Origin of the sequence: Diaphorobacter ruginosibacter (genome assembly GCF_040396215.1) — a bacterium.
Lineage (GTDB): Bacteria > Pseudomonadota > Gammaproteobacteria > Burkholderiales > Burkholderiaceae_C > Diaphorobacter_A > Diaphorobacter_A ruginosibacter_A.
Genome location: NZ_JBEBOW010000103.1, coordinates 1 through 14,671, shown reverse-complemented (window position 1 = coordinate 14,671; position 14,671 = coordinate 1). Strand labels below are relative to the sequence as shown.

Annotated in this window: 11 protein-coding genes; 4 read left to right on the top strand and 7 right to left on the bottom strand. The window is 65.8% G+C overall.

Going from position 1 to position 14,671, the window contains the following annotated elements:
• Positions 1–111: 111 nt before the first annotated feature.
• Complete coding sequence (locus tag ABWP92_RS12745; RefSeq protein WP_353235760.1) at positions 112–666, top strand: Dps family protein; 555 nt, start codon at positions 112–114, stop codon at positions 664–666.
• 28 nt (positions 667–694) lie between these two features.
• Here ABWP92_RS12745 and ABWP92_RS12740 read toward each other — a convergent pair whose 3' ends face one another.
• Positions 695–1,036 (bottom strand): hypothetical protein, encoded by a 342-nt coding sequence (locus tag ABWP92_RS12740; protein ID WP_353235759.1) that lies wholly within the window; start codon positions 1,034–1,036, stop codon positions 695–697.
• 288 nt (positions 1,037–1,324) lie between these two features.
• On the opposite strand from ABWP92_RS12740, the gene ABWP92_RS12735 reads away from it, so the two are divergent.
• Positions 1,325–2,419 (top strand): metallophosphoesterase, encoded by a 1,095-nt coding sequence (locus ABWP92_RS12735; RefSeq protein ID WP_353235758.1) that lies wholly within the window; start codon positions 1,325–1,327, stop codon positions 2,417–2,419.
• Positions 2,420–2,422: 3 nt separating this feature from the next.
• Here the strand turns inward: ABWP92_RS12735 and ABWP92_RS12730 are convergent, their stop codons facing one another.
• From ABWP92_RS12730 to ABWP92_RS12720, 3 genes are read right to left on the bottom strand one after another with little or no spacing between them, the layout of a single operon-like run.
• Entirely contained in the window at positions 2,423–4,615 is a 2,193-nt protein-coding gene (locus tag ABWP92_RS12730; protein ID WP_353235757.1) for a 3-hydroxyacyl-CoA dehydrogenase NAD-binding domain-containing protein, read from the bottom strand.
• Between the two features lie 22 nt (positions 4,616–4,637).
• Positions 4,638–5,843: an acetyl-CoA C-acetyltransferase gene (locus ABWP92_RS12725; RefSeq protein WP_353235756.1), complete on the bottom strand. Its 1,206-nt coding sequence runs from the start codon at positions 5,841–5,843 to the stop codon at positions 4,638–4,640.
• A gap of 24 nt (positions 5,844–5,867) precedes the next feature.
• Positions 5,868–7,493, bottom strand: coding sequence for a long-chain-fatty-acid--CoA ligase (locus ABWP92_RS12720; RefSeq protein ID WP_353235755.1), 1,626 nt, complete (start codon positions 7,491–7,493; stop codon positions 5,868–5,870).
• A 148-nt stretch (positions 7,494–7,641) separates the two neighbouring features.
• On the opposite strand from ABWP92_RS12720, the gene ABWP92_RS12715 reads away from it, so the two are divergent.
• On the top strand, positions 7,642–8,751 hold the full coding sequence (locus ABWP92_RS12715; protein ID WP_353235754.1) for a CaiB/BaiF CoA transferase family protein: 1,110 nt from the start codon (positions 7,642–7,644) through the stop codon (positions 8,749–8,751).
• Positions 8,745–9,893 carry an acyl-CoA dehydrogenase family protein gene (locus ABWP92_RS12710; RefSeq protein ID WP_502907526.1) on the top strand — a complete coding sequence of 383 codons (1,149 nt, stop codon included), beginning with the start codon at positions 8,745–8,747 and terminating at the stop codon, positions 9,891–9,893. Before ABWP92_RS12715 ends, ABWP92_RS12710 begins: the two co-directional genes overlap by 7 nt.
• A 34-nt stretch (positions 9,894–9,927) precedes the next feature.
• Here the strand turns inward: ABWP92_RS12710 and ABWP92_RS12705 are convergent, their stop codons facing one another.
• From ABWP92_RS12705 to ABWP92_RS12695, 3 genes are all read right to left on the bottom strand, one after another.
• A complete protein-coding gene (locus tag ABWP92_RS12705; RefSeq protein WP_353235753.1) occupies positions 9,928–12,576 on the bottom strand; it encodes a winged helix-turn-helix domain-containing protein in 2,649 nt (882 codons plus the stop codon).
• A gap of 190 nt (positions 12,577–12,766) precedes the next feature.
• Positions 12,767–13,999 (bottom strand): ABC transporter substrate-binding protein, encoded by a 1,233-nt coding sequence (locus tag ABWP92_RS12700; protein WP_353235752.1) that lies wholly within the window; start codon positions 13,997–13,999, stop codon positions 12,767–12,769.
• 172 nt (positions 14,000–14,171) lie between these two features.
• Positions 14,172–14,671 (bottom strand): hypothetical protein (locus tag ABWP92_RS12695; RefSeq protein WP_353235751.1); only part of this gene is annotated, 500 nt, incomplete at its 5' end.

Genomic DNA, 14,671 nt, shown 5'->3' with positions numbered 1-14,671 from the left:
TGCCCATCGACGATGACGATATGCAGCGCAACCGAGTCGCTTCGCGCGGGCCTGCGGCCTTTCCTGAATTCGTGAACCTGTCAGTCCTCATCATCATTGAAGGAGAGCATCATGAAGAAAGCGAAACCATCCCTGGACAGCAAGGCCACCGCGCAGCGCAGGCGGCGGGCGCCGCTGGCCACGCCGACCGATCTGGGCGCGGAGGCCACGCGTGAGGTGACCGGCGCGATGAACGCCATCCTTGCCGACGTCTTCGCGCTTTACCTGAAGACCAAGAACTTCCATTGGCACATGAGCGGCCCGCATTTCCGCGACTACCATCTGTTGCTCGACGAGCAGAGCGTCCAGCTGTTTGCGATGACGGACCTCATCGCCGAGCGGGTGCGCAAGCTGGGCGGCTCCACCCTGCGCTCGATCGGCCACATCGCGCGCCTGCAGCAAATCGAGGACAACGACGCCGAGTACGTCGAGCCCGAGGACATGCTGGCGGAACTATGCGAGGACAACAAGGCGCTGGCGGCGCGCCTGCGCGGGGCGCACGATGTCTGCGACGAAGGACACGACATCGCCACCGCCAGCCTGATCGAGGAGTGGATAGAGGAGACGGAGCAGCGTACCTGGTTCCTGTTCGAGACTACCCGCCGTGCCGATTCGACCGGGCATTGACAACCAGGCCGGCAAGCCGCATGCCGGCCTAGCCGGCGACTCCCTGCGGCATGAGCCCAGAGCCCGCCGCACCGTCGTCCCGCTTGGCGCCGCGCGGCGTGATCCGGTGCACTTGCGCCGCTGCGGAGGACTCCACTCCCTCATCGCCGCCGGGCATCGCTTCGGCCTTCGCTCCCTGGGGCGCGGCTTCGCTGGTTACCGCGCTCATCTCCATTTGCAGGCGATGCACGCGTTCCCGGTACATATGCGCCAGGGCGGCATGGTGCTCCGCGGCGCTTTCGTGTTCGAGCGCAGCCATGCGCGCCTCTTCAAGGCCTTGCTGAATGCGGCGCGTGTAGATGAGGGTCGGGTTCATGAAGCGCTGGAACATGATGTTTCTCCAATGCAATCAATCGTTAGAGAGAGCGGCGATGTCAATCTCTATGATGATCTTCCCGCGCGGGATTGCAGTCAGACGATTTCCATAGTTGTCGAACGATATGGCCGGAATGTCCGGGGCGCTGGAAACGGGCTGGAATCAGTCGGTCTCCATGAGTGCATGAATCCTGCGCATCGGGATTTTTGAGCGCATGCATCATGTGATTCCTGGCGGAAAGTGCTCATGAGGCGGTCCCGCTGGTGAAAGCGGGCGGCACTGTTTGCTGACAGAATCCTGGTCATGAGCCTGATTCAACCCCTGCCCGACGGGCCTCTGGACATAGTTGGCGACATCCATGGTGAATACCAGGCCCTGTCGCAGCTCATCCGCCATCTTGGATATGACGAGCACGGCGCGCACCCCGAGGGGCGCATGCTGGTGTTCGTCGGCGACTTCTGTGACCGTGGCCCCGACAGCCCTTCGGTGCTGGCGCTGGCGCGCCGCTGGATCGAGGCCGGGCGGGCCGTCGCGGTGATCGGCAACCATGAGATCAACCTGCTGCGCGAGGATGCGAAGGACGGCTCCGGCTGGTTCTTTGATGAGCGCATGGCGCGCGACGACCGGAAATATGCGCCTTACCGGCGTCCGGACGCGGCCCAGCGCGACGAAATCATCGAGCTGCTTTCGCTCCTGCCGATTGCGCTGGAGCGCGCCGATCTGCGCGTGGTGCATGCCGCCTGGCGCGAGCCGCAGATCGGCACGGCGCGGCAACTGCCCATGGGCTCGGTACGCCGTGAATACGATCACTGGGAAAGCGAAGCGCAGCGCAAGGCCGTGCGGACGCGGCTTGAAGAGCGCATGCGGCGTGAGCGCGAACTCTGGCCGCACGACCTGGAAGACGGCGTGCACAAGCCGCCGTTCCTGGCCGCGCATTCCGAGAACGAATCCAACAAGCAGATGCTCAATCCGCTGAAGGTGCTGACCTCGGGTGTCGAGCGCCAGGGGATCGACCCGTTCTACGCCGGAGGCAAGTGGCGCTTTGTCGAACGCGTCGCCTGGTGGAACGAGTACGAAGACCGTATCCCCGTTGTGGTGGGCCATTACTGGCGGCGCGTGCATGCGGCCGGGCGCGCAGCCCTGGGCAAGGGTGATCAGGATCTTTTCCGGGACATCCCCGCGTTTGCCTGGCATGGCAGGCACGGCAACGTGTTTTGCGTGGACTATTCCGTCGGCGCGCGCTGGACGGCGCGCCTGCAGGGCAGGCCGCCGGAGCGCGATTTCAAGCTCGCAGCGCTGCGCTGGCCCGAGCGCACGCTGCAGTTCGATGATGGCTCGGTGCGCGCCACCACGCATTTTGGCGAGGAGTACGATGCGCGCCTGCCGCAATCGACATGATGCTCATGCCGGGTGCCGGGCCGCGGCAGGCGTGTCCGTGCTCCCGCGGCCGTGGAACGTGAGCCGCCGGTCCGCGCGCTCGCGCAGCCAGGGAGACGGGCGCCAGCGTTCGCCATGGAGTTCCGCCAGCGCATCGCACTGTTTCACGAACGTGTCGCAGCCGACGGTGTCGATATAGGAGAGGGCGCCGCCGGTCCAGGCGGGAAAGCCCAGGCCCAGGATCGATCCGATGTCGCCGTCGGCGGCCGATGTGAGCACGGATTCCTCGATGCAGCGCGCGGCTTCCAGTGCCTGCATATGGAGCAGGCGGGTGCGCACCGTATCCACCGATGGCTGCCGGGCGAGCAGCGGGAACTCGCTTGCCAGTCCGGGCCACAGCCGCTTGACTCCATCCGGCGGATAGTCATAGAAACCGCAGCCGCTCTTGCGGCCCAGCCGTCCGAGCTGGTTCATCCGGTCCACGACCGCCCTGGCGGCGCGGCGCTGGAATTTTTCAGGCAGTCCGTCGCGCATTGCCTGGTTGATGACCAGGGCCTGCAGATCGAGCGAGACTTCGTCCGTCACCGCGAGCGGCGAGGTGGCGAAGCCTGCCTGGCGAGCGGCGTTCTCGATCAGCGCGGGGTTCACGCCTTCGGCAAGCATGGCCATGCCCTCGTCGATGTAGGCGCAGAAAATGCGGCTGGTGTAGAAGCCAGGGCTGTCGTTGACCAGGATGGGCGTCTTGCCCAGGCGGGCCGCCAGGTCCATGGCGCGAGCGAGCGTGGTGCTGGACGTCGCGGGGCCGGTAATGATCTCCAGCAGCGGCATGCGCGCAACGGGTGAGAAGAAATGCATGCCGATCACCTGCTGCGGCAGCTCCCAATACCCCGCCAGGCCGTGAATGGGCAATGTCGACGTGTTGCTGGCCCACACGAAATCCGGCGGGCGGTCGCCGAGCGCATGTGCTGCGCGCCGCATGAGATCGGCCTTGACGGAGCGGTCCTCGAAAACCGCCTCGATGACGAAATCACAGCCACGCAGCCGTTGCATGTCGGCGCTTGCATCGATGCGCGCGACGATGCTGTCCGTTCGGCCCTGCTTGCCCGCGAACTGGCGCTCCAGCGAGCCGCGCAGTTTTTCGAGGGCGGCCCGCGCCCGCTCGGCGGTGCTGTCGATCAGCACCACGTCGATGCCCGCGGCGGCGGCGACCTGGGCGATGCCCGCACCCATCAGTCCCGCGCCGAGTATGCCCAGCTTTCTTGCCGCGGCCGGCTCGATGCCTTGGGGCTGGCGCACCAGTTGCCGGGCCTGATCCGCATGCAGCCACAGTGTGCGGATCTGGTTGGCGCTGGCCGGATCGGCCAACGCCTGGGCGGCGCACTGCGCCTCGATGTGCAGCGCGGCATCGATGGGCAGTTGCGTTCCTTCATAGACCGCAGAAAGAATGGCGGGAGGCGCGGGCTGCGTATCGTGGGTGGCTTTGCGCAGACTGGCGATGTTGTCGGTGAAGCTGCGGCTCGCATGCGCCGCCATGGCGCCCGCGCCTTGGGGAACGCGGTAGCCCTTGGCATCCCAGGGCGCCTGTGGCTGCGGGTGGCCCAGCAGCCAGTGGCGTGCGCTGGCGACGGCCTCGTCGGCAGTGGGCTGCGCGTCGCTCAGGACGCCGGCACGGCGTGCGGTATCCACATCCCAGGTATGGCCGGACAGCAGCAGCGCAAGCGCGGCGGGAATGCCGGCGATCCGGGGAAGGCGCTGGGTCGCGCCGGCGCTGGGCGGCAGGCCGCGCTGGATCAGGGGGAAGCCCAGGCGCAGCTTGCGCCCGCCAGCCGCAACGCGGTAGTGGCATGCCAGCGCGAACTCGAGGCACAGATCGAGGCAGTCGTTCTCGAGGACGATGGCCACCGGTTTGGCGAGCTGCTCCACCGCGCGCAGTTGCTTGCTGCGTTGCAGCAGCCGGCCGGAGATCTCCCGGGCATCGCGCAGGCTGCAAAGATCCAGCCAGTCCTGCGCGCTTTCGGCTTCGAGCCAATCGCAGCCGCATGCATGCAGCACGATGCCCGCGATCCGGGCGTTTTCGCCAAGCGCCTGCAATGTGGCAATCACTGTTTGCAGCGAGTGAGGAGCTGCGCGCCGGGTGTCTGCCGTCGGCGCATCGAGCCGGACGAGCGCGATGCCGTCGCTGTCCAGGGTGAAGGTGAGGGTGGTTTCGGTGGACATGGGAAGTGGCGCTCCGGATGTTTCAGACCCGCTCGATGATCATGGCGGTGGATTGGCCCGCAGCGGCGCAGAGCGTGACCAGGCCGGTGTTCAGGTCGCGGCGCTCCAGCTCGTCGAGCAGGGTGCCCAGCAGCATGGCGCCGGTGGCGCCCAAGGGGTGGCCGAGCGCGATCGCGCCGCCGTTGGGGTTGATGTTTTGCGGGTCGATGTCGAAGCGCGCGCTGTAGCGCATCGGCACGACGGCGAAGGCCTCGTTCACTTCGAAGAGGTCGATGTCGGAGATGTCCATGCCGGCCAGCCCCAGCAGCTTTTCCGTCACCGGGACCGGGCCCCCGAGGCTCAGCAGCGGCTCATCCGCGCAGCTCGCCGCGGCGCGGATCCGTGCACGGCGCTTCAGGCCGTTGCGCGCTCCATACCCGGTGTTGCCCAGCAGCACGGCGCAGGCGCCGTCCACGATGCCGCTGGAGTTGCCGCCGGTGTGAATGTGCGCGATGCGCTCGAGTTGCGGATAGCGGCGCAGCACGATCTGGTCGTAGCCTGCGGCGCCGGGTTTCTCGAATGCGGGCGGCAGCCTGGCAAGGTCCTCCATGGTGGTGCCGGGACGATGGGCCTCGTCGCGGGAGAGCACCACTTCGCCAAGCCGGTCGCGCACCGGCACGAGCGATGCGTCGAACCGTCCCGAACTCACCGCCTGATGGGCGCGGCGCTGGCTTTCCACTGCGTAGGCGTCGATCTGTTCGCGGTTCACGCCATCGAGCGCGGCCATCAGGTCGGCGGCGACGCCGTTGGGAATGTAGGGGTAGCGCATGCCGACGCAGGGATCCGTATAGACCGCGCCGCCGTCGCTGCCGATCGGCACGCGCGACATCGACTCCACGCCGCCGCCGATGGCGGCCTGCGCCTGCCCGGATGCGATCAGGCCGAAACCCAGCTTGACGGTGTCCAGGCCCGAGGTGCAAAAACGGTTGAGCTGAAAGCCGCCGACCGTGTCGCCGTAGCCCGCTTCGAGCAGGGCCACGCGGGCAATGTCGGCTCCCTGCTCGCCAATGGGCATGACTACGCCGAGGCCCACCTCGTCGATTCCGGCGGGGTTGATGCGATTGCGCTCGCGCAGCGCTGCCAGGACTTGCGCCGCAAGCCGCACCGGCGTGATGGCGTTCAGCGCGCCGCCGGCGCGGCCCTTGCCGCGCGGCGTGCGCACGTGGTCGTAGATGAATACGTCTTGCATATTGGCTGCTTTTGAAATGATGGGTCAGGACTTGTCCAGCAGATATCCGCCAAAGCGGTTGCGCAGATCCATCTTGTTGAATTTGCCGGTGGCCGTCATGGGAATCCTGTCGATGAACACCACGGCATCCGGGGTCCACCACTTGGCGATCTTTCCTTCGAAGGAGCGCAGCACCTGCGCCTCGGTCAGCACGGCTCCTTCGCGCGGCTGCACGATCAGCACCGGCCTTTCGCCCCAGCGGCCATGCCGGCCCGCGATGCAGGCGGCGTACTGCACGCCGGGAAGGGCCATGGCGAGGTTTTCCAGATCCACGGAGGAGATCCATTCACCGCCGGACTTGATGACGTCCTTGGTTCGGTCGGTCAGGCGCATGAAGCCGTCGGCATCTATGAGCGCGATATCTCCGGTGGGCAGCCAGCCGTCCGGGGTGGTGGCGAGAGCCGCGGCGCGGAAGTAGCGCTGGATCACCCAGGGCGCGCGCACCTGCAGTTCGCCGGGCCGGCCGCTGCCCCATGGGATCTCCTGTCCGTCTTCGTCCACCGTGCGGATGTCGCCGCCCGCGACGGCGCGGCCCGCGGTCTGGTAGATGGTCGTCTGCAGCTCTTCCATGGGCGTGCCGCGATGCTGGGCCAGCGGTTGCGAGGACGTCGTCATCGCCGCGGTCTCGGTCATGCCCCAGCCCTGGGTGACCAGCACGCCCAGCTCGGCATAGGCCTGGATCATCGACAGCGGGGTGGACGAGCCGCCCAGCAGCAGGCGCTTGAGCGTGCCGCAGCGCAACCGGTTTTCACGCAGGTAGGACAGTACGTTGAACCACACGGTGGGCACGCCGATGGACAGCGTCACTCCCTCCGTCTCGATAAGCTGGTGGAGCGACTGTCCATCAAGCCTGGAGCCGGGCAGCACCAGCCTGGCCCCCGTGAGCGTTGCGGAGAACGGCGCTTCCCAGGCGTTCGCATGGAACATGGGCACGACGGGCATCAGCACCGAGAGGGCCGAGACATCGTGCGCGTCCGGCAGGGCGACGGCATAGGCATGCAGCACGGTTCCCCGGTGCGTGTAGACGACCCCCTTGGGGTTGCCGGTGGTGCCGGACGTGTAGCAGAGGAAGGCATCGCTGCGCTCGTCGAACTCGGGCCAGCTCATCTTTCCGTCCTGGGCGGCGAGCAGGCTTTCGTAGCAGATCACGGAGGAGTCGTCCGCGTCGTCGATTGACACCCAGTGCTTCACGCCGGGAGTGAGCGGCTTGAGCTGCTCGACCAGCCCGGCGAAGTCCCGCGAGTAGAACATCGCCACGTCCTGCGCGTCGTTGATGATGTAGGCGATCTGCTCGGCAAAGAGGCGGGGATTCACCGTGTGGCAGATCGCGGCAATGCCGGTGATGCCGAAATACAGCTCGTAATGGCGATGATCGTTCCAGGCCAGTGTTCCAACGCGATCGCCAGGCTGGATACCGAGCGCCTGCAGCGCCTGCGCGAGCTTGCGGGCGCGCAGCTCGCATTCCGCGTAAGTGTGCCGGGTCTTGCTGCCGCCGATCACCGAGACGATTTCTCCGTGGCGGTGGTGCCGCGCGGCGCTCACCAGCAGGTTTTTCAGGAGCAGGGGAATGTCCATGGCGTAAGAGTCTTGCGGGGTGCTGGCGGTGCTCATGGTTTCGTTGTCTCCCTGTGCGTTGGCTGGTCATGTCTGGCTGGATGATGGCCTATGGAATGCGCATTGCCAATCGTCGGATAAGACGATTGCGGCGGGCATCGCGGGCCGCAATACTTCCTGCATTCTGGAAATACGAGGAGTCGCGATGGGTGGGCCGCTGAACGGGCTGAAGGTCGTTGAAATGGAGGGAATCGGCCCGGGGCCGTTCTGCGCGATGGTGCTGGCGGATCTTGGCGCGGAGGTGCTGCGCATAGGCCGCGAGGGCAAGGCACAGGATCCGCATGATGTGCTGGCGCGGGGCCGCAAGGTGCTGGCGCTGAACCTGCGCGATGCCGATGGATGCGCGCGGGCCTTGGAGTTCATCGGGCGGGCGGATGTGCTCATCGAGGGTTTTCGCCCTGGTGTCATGGAACGGCTCGGCCTCGGACCGGATGTGTGCCTTGCTCGCAATCCGGCGCTGGTCTACGGACGCATGACCGGCTGGGGCCAGAGCGGTCCGCTGGCGCGCGCGGCGGGGCATGACATCAACTACATCGCCATCAGCGGCGCGTTGCACGCCATAGGGCAGGCGGGGCAGCGTCCCTCGGTGCCGCTCAATTACGTGGGGGATTTCGGCGGTGGCGCGATGCTGCTGGCGGTGGGCGTTCTCAGCGCATTGCATGAAGCGCGGAGCACCGGCAAGGGCCAGGTCGTCGATGCCGCCATGAGCGATGGCGCGGCGCTGCTCTCGTCGATGATGTATGGCCTGAAAGCCTCGGGCCGCTGGAGCAACGAGCGCGGGGAGAACCTGCTCGATGGCGGCGCGCATTTCTATGATGTATACGCCTGCGCCGACGGCAAGTTCCTGGCCGTGGGCGCGATCGAGCCGCAGTTTTACGCGGAGTTCAGGCGCCTGTGCGGGCTTGCGGAGAACCCGGAGTTTGATCCGCAGATGGATTCGCGCTGGTGGCCTTCGCTGAAGGTGCGCCTGGCCGATCTGTTCCTCACACGCACCCGGGAGCAGTGGTGCGCGCTGCTGGAGGGAACCGATGCCTGCGTCGCGCCCGTGCTCGATTGGGATGAGTCCGTGCAGCATCGTCACAATGTGGCGCGCGGCACTTTCGTGCGAGCCGACGGGCTGACGCAACCCGCGCCCGCGCCGCGTTTTTCCAATCACGCGCTGCGGGTGCCGGGGCGCCCGCAGGCGGCCGATGAGCAGGATCTGCTGGAGCGCTGGAAAGCTGCGCGCGAGGATATGTGGGAGACACCATCGTGATCGAATTCAAGCCAGCCTGGGAAGATGCGGAACTGGGCCTGTTCCGGGAAACCGTGGCCCGCTTCGTCGAGCAGGAAATGGAGCCTGGCGACGAGCAGGCGCGCAGGCAGGGCCACGTGGGCCACGCTCTCTGGCGCCGGGCGGGTGAGCTGGGGCTGCTGTGCACCGATATTCCAGAGGAGTTCGGCGGCGCGGGCGGGGACTTCCGCCATGAGGCGGTGATCGGCGAGGAGCTGTACCGCCGCTCGCTCACCGGCATGAACGTGGCGGTGCACAGCATCGTCGCGCATTACGTGCTCAACCATGGGACGGACGAGCAAAAGGAACGATGGCTGCCGCGCATGGCGCGCGGCGAGATCGTTGGCGCGATCGCCATGACCGAGCCGGGCGCGGGTTCCGACCTTCAGGGCATCCGCATGCGCGCGGCGCTCGATGGCGGCTGCTATGTGCTCAACGGCACGAAGACTTTCATCAGCAACGGATTCCTAGCGGGCCTCGTGCTTGCGGTGGTCCGCACGGATCCGGCGGCCGGCTCCAGGGGCATCTCCATCGTGGCAGTGGAGACACAGGACCTGCCGGGCTACCGGGTGGGGCGTGTCCTGGACAAGATCGGCATGAAGGCGCAGGACACTTCCGAGCTGTTTTTCGACGACGTGCGCGTGCCCGCCTCCCACTTGCTGGGCGGCGAGCCGGGACGGGGCTTTTCCCAGCTCATGTCGGATTTGTCGTACGAACGGCTGCTGATCGCCGTGAACTCGCTGGCGATGATGCAGGGCGCGTATGAGGCGACGCTGCGGTACGTGCGTGAGCGCCAGGCGTTTGGAAAGCCGGTGGCGGAATTCCAGAATACGCGCTTCAAGCTCGCGGAACTGGCAACGCAGATCCAGGTGGGCCGGGCATTCATCGACCGCTGCGTGCAGTCGCAACTGGATGGGCGTCTCGACGCGGCGACGGCCTCCATGGCCAAGCTATGGGCTTCCGATGCGCTTGGCAGGCTGGTGGACGAGTGCCTGCAGCTCTTTGGCGGCTACGGCTACATGAGCGAATATGTCATCGGACGCATGTACATGGATGCGCGCATCCAGCGCATCTACGGCGGTACCAACGAGATCATGAAGGAAGTGATCGCGCGCGCGCTGTGAGCGCCGCGCCGGTGTCGAGACCGGAAACACGTTCTCAGGGAATCAGCCGCAGCCGCCGGGCCAGCGCCACGGCCTGCGTGCGGCTCGTGGCATTGAGCTTGGCGTTGATGTGGCGAAGATGCGTGCGCACCGTTGTGTCCGCCACCACGAGCTTCTCGGCGATCGCATTGTTGGAGTAGCCTTGCGCGAGCAACTGCAGCACATGCAGTTCCTTGCGCGTGAGCGGCTCCTGCGGCGGCAGCGGAGCGTCCTGCGCGGGCTCGGCGTCCAGGGCGATGTTGGATGCGGTCCGCAACTGGCCGAGGAACTCGGCGTAGATGGGATCATCTGCTTGGCGCCCGCCGTCGCGCTGTGCCAGCAGGTGGCTGCACAGCAAGGGCCTGATCCAGGGAACCTCGTCGAGCACGAGCCGCAGAAAGCCTTCGCGGCAGGCAGCCTGCAGCACCTGCTCCAGCAACGCAAGCGCGTTCACCGTCCGTCCCGCGCGGTGCAAGGCAATCGCCTGCAGCAGCCGCAGCTTGAGCGCCCTGCGGTGGCGGCCCGCGCGTTCGGCGGCCGTGGCCATCGCGGCGGCGTCGGATGCGGCGGTGGGCGCGTCGCCAAAACAGGTCCGCCAGCGCAGGTCGGCGAGCTCCGGGTATTCGATATCCTGCGCGAGCAGCCGGTATTCCTGCGCGCCTTCTTTCTGTGGAACGCCGCAGGCGCGGTCGAGTTCGTCGCGGGCCGCGCGCGCGTTGCCCTGCTGCATGAAGACATGCGCGCGCTCCAGGTGGGCCGCGGAGATCACGCGCGGCAGGTTTCGCAGATGGCCCAGGTGCTCCAGCTCGGCGATGGTATGCAGCGTACTGTCCACATCACCCGCGGCAAAGGCCAGCCGCGTGCGCAGCGCGTGGCTCAGGATCATGTGGTCCGGCAGGCCTACGTCGCGTGCCATCGGCAGATAGATGTTCAGCAGATGATCCGCCTTGTCCAGACGGTTGGCCTCGTACATCGCGTAGGCATAGAGCACGCCGGCCCAGGCATTGCCATGCGCCTGGTTGAAGGTGGCCTGGTGCGTGGATTCCACGGCGATGCGAAAGCGCGCGGTGGCCTGGCGCATGCGGCCCTCGAAGAGGTCGAGAATGCCTTCCAGCGACTCGGCATACATCCGGTTGAAAGAGCTGCCGCCGAAACGCGAGCGCGCCATGTCCAGCAGCTTGCGTGATTCCGCCGTGATGCCCAGGACCGAGGTGATGTTGGCCATCAGGTTCAGCAGCGCGCTGTCGGCAAACGGCAGGTCCGAGGGGATCGCCCTGAGTGCAAGCTGGCCCGCCGCATAGGCATCGGCGTAGCGATCCTGCAGCGCGAGCAGCATGGCGCGCAGTGCGAGATAGCCGGCCCCGCCATGCGGGCCGCCTGGACCGGGCAGCGCATCGCTGCAGCCCATTTGCGCCAGTGTGTCGACCGGGCCGCGCGTGAAGCAGGTGGCCCAGAGCGCAAGGTGCGTCAGCCGCGCGTCGTCTGCGAGCGCTTCGGGACCGATGGCCTGGCACCAGCGGTCCAGCAGCCGCAGCCGGCCCTGCTCCAGGAAGGCATCGGCGTTGGCGGACAGCAGCCGTATGGCGCGCGGGCTGTCCTGCGCGAGCACGGCATGGTCGATCGCGGGGACTGGCCGCCCTTCGGCCTCGTAGGCGTACGACGCGGCGAGCTGCAACTGGCGATGGTCGATATCCGTGCGCTGCTCCAGCCGCGCGCGAAGAAAGGAGGCGAAGAGGCTGTGATAGCGCCACGTGGGCGGCGTATCGCCGATGCGCGTGAGGAACACGCCATGCGTGGCGAGATGCTCGAGCATCGCCGCGCAGTCCACGTTCGGGCATAGAGCGCCGCAGATGCCCGCGGTGAGCTGTTTGAGCACGCTGGTGCGAAGCAGGAATTCACGCACTTCGGGCGTCTCGCCGTGGAGAACGTCCTCTGCCAGATAGTCGGCCAGCGCCTGGTCAGAGCCGGAGAATTCCTGCGCGAAGGCCACGGTATCGGGGCGGCGCTGCAGCGCCAGCGACGCCAGCCAGAGCCCGGTGGCCCATCCTTCGCAGCGGTTGTGCAGCACGAGCAGCGCATGCTCGGGCAGGAGGGCGTCGCGGTTGTGCAGGAAACTGCGTGTTTCGTCGAGTGAGAAGCGCAATTGCGGCGGTCCGATTTCCACCAACTGGCCGCGTGCGCGCAGACGGCCGAATCCCAGATCGGGCCAACTGCGGCTGCCCAGCACCATCTGCCCGCCACGCGGCAGGCGGTCGATGATTTCACGCAGCAGTCCCAGCACGCCGGCATCGCGCAGCGTATCCAGTTCGTCCATGAACAAGGTGAAGGCGCTGTCGTGCGCGGCGATGGCATCGACCGCCTCCATTGGACTGAAGGGTTGGGAATTCACGATGCCGACATGCATCATCATCTCGCCCAGATAGTGGACGAAGCGCGACATGTCGTTGTCCAGCGAGTCGAGCGTAAGCCATGCCACGGAGCGCCCCCGGGCCTCCATGGCGCGGTAGCTCTGCGTCATCGCGGTGCTTTTACCGAAGCCCGCGGGGGCGCGCACCAGCACCACCCGCGCCGCGCCCTGGGATTCAAGGCCCGTGGCGAGGCGGGCCACTTCATAGGGCGTGGTGGCTGGCGGAGTGAGCTTGGTGGTGAGTCGCGTAAATGGCACGGATCGTGGGAGGCTCTGGCGCACTGCCAAGCCTGTCCTGTGTGAGGCAGCGAAGGCCCGAGTCTACGTGAGACTACGTGAATCTACGTGATGGACCCGGTACCCTGGCCGGCGCGTTCCGGGTGAATGGAAAGCGCGGCCCGCAAGGCAGCGCGGCCCGCCATCCGCTGCCTGGGCGGTGAACGCGTTCCTATTTCTTCACCAGTCTGCAGGTGCTCTGCTCGATGGGGCGAAACGCCTTTTCGGCCGGGATCACGGCCTTGAGCTTGTAGTAGTCCCAGGGCTTGCGCGACTCCTCCGGCGACTTCACCTCATAGAGGTACATGTCGTGCACCATGCGGCCATCGTCGCGTATGCGTCCATTTTCGGCGAATACATCGTTTACCGGCATCTTCTTCATGGCGGCCACGGTGGCCTTGGCCTCATCCGTGCCTGCGGCCTGCACGCCCTTCAGGTAGTGGAGCACGGCCGAGTAGGTGCCGACCTGCACGATGGTCGGCATCTTCTTGCGCTGTTCGAAGAAGCGCTGGGCCCATGCGCGCGATGCGTCGTTGCGATCCCAGTAGAAACCATCGGTGAGGTACAGGCCCTTGGCGGTTTTCAGCCCGATGCCGTGGATCTCGGTGATGTGGATGAGCGACGCCGCCAGCACCTGCTTGGGCGTGACGCCGAATTCGGATGACTGCTTGATCACGTTGGCTGTGTCGCCAGCGGCATTCGCCAGGCCTATCACCTCGGCCTTGGAGCTCTGGGCCTGGACGATCTGCGAGGAAAAGTCAGAGGCTCCCAGCGCATGCTTGGATGCGCCGAGCACCTGGCCACCCGCGCTCTTGATGGCTTCTTCGAAGCCGCCGCGCAGCGCCTTGCCGCCCGCGTAATCCGCCTCGATGAAATACCAGGTCTTCTTGCCCGCCTCGGTGATCGCGCGTGCCGTGCCCTGGCCTTGCGAGTATTCGTCGTATGCCCAGTGAATCGTCGTCGGGTTGCAGTCCTCATTGGTGATGCGCAGCGAAGCGGGGCCCGTGGGAATCACGACCTTGTTCTTCTCGACCGCGAGATTCATCACCGCCAGCGTGACGGCGGAGGAGGGCAGATCGGTGATCATGTCCACCCCCTCGCGGTCGAACCAGGTGCGTGCTATCGATGCGCCGATGTCCGGCTTGAGCTGCATGTCCGCCGAGAGCAGCTTGACCTTGAAACTGGGTTTGTTCTGCGCAACGAAATCGTCGATGGCCATCTGCGCGGCCAGCACCGAACCCTTGCCGCTCGCGTCGGAATAGACACCGGAGAGATCCGTCAGCACGCCGATGCGTACCTCGCCATCGGAAATACCCTGCGTCTGCGCCATCGCGCATGGGCTGCCACCGGCGATGGCAAGGGCGGCCGCCAGCAAGCGGAATCGGAATTGAGTGGGATGCGGCATGCGATTGTCTCCTGCACTGGATGTCGTGAGAATTCGGCTCCTGGCGGCCGGTCTTGTATCCGGTATTTTGCAAATGCGTGGAGACGGCTTCCATCGTCCGATGCGACGATAAATGCGTGCGGCGGATTGGCGTTAACCCGCAGGAAGGAGGCTGGCGGATGGCCCAGAGGGACTAACATTTCCTGTTGAATGCCGCATAAACAGATGATTTGGCGAGTGTGATTTTGAAAAGTACCGACAAAAGAAAAAGTGACTCCAGCACGCGTCCGGAAAATACGGTGCACTTCGGTGGCCCGATTAGGTTATTTTTGGTTTGTTCAATTGGACTTCGGCGTATCAGACGCGGAAGGGCGCACCACCTGGGGGCCTGCACCACCGGCGTGTGTGTCGAGACCCACGATGCGGTGTTCTCGGTGCGGATTGGGCTAGCATGGCTATCTATGGAAACGGCAATCATTCTTTTCGTCATCGCAATCGGGTTCTTGATCTGCATTGGCGCGCTCGTAACTTTCATTTGCATTTGCGCATGGGCAAGTGGGAGCGCCGCAGAATTGCTCATTGGCATCGGTGACCCGAAGTCGGAATGAACTCGTTGCGTTGAGCGAGTGGCTTTTAGGGCCGCTAACACAACCCTCGATACGTCGTTGCTTCGCCTTGTCGTACGCTTGTACT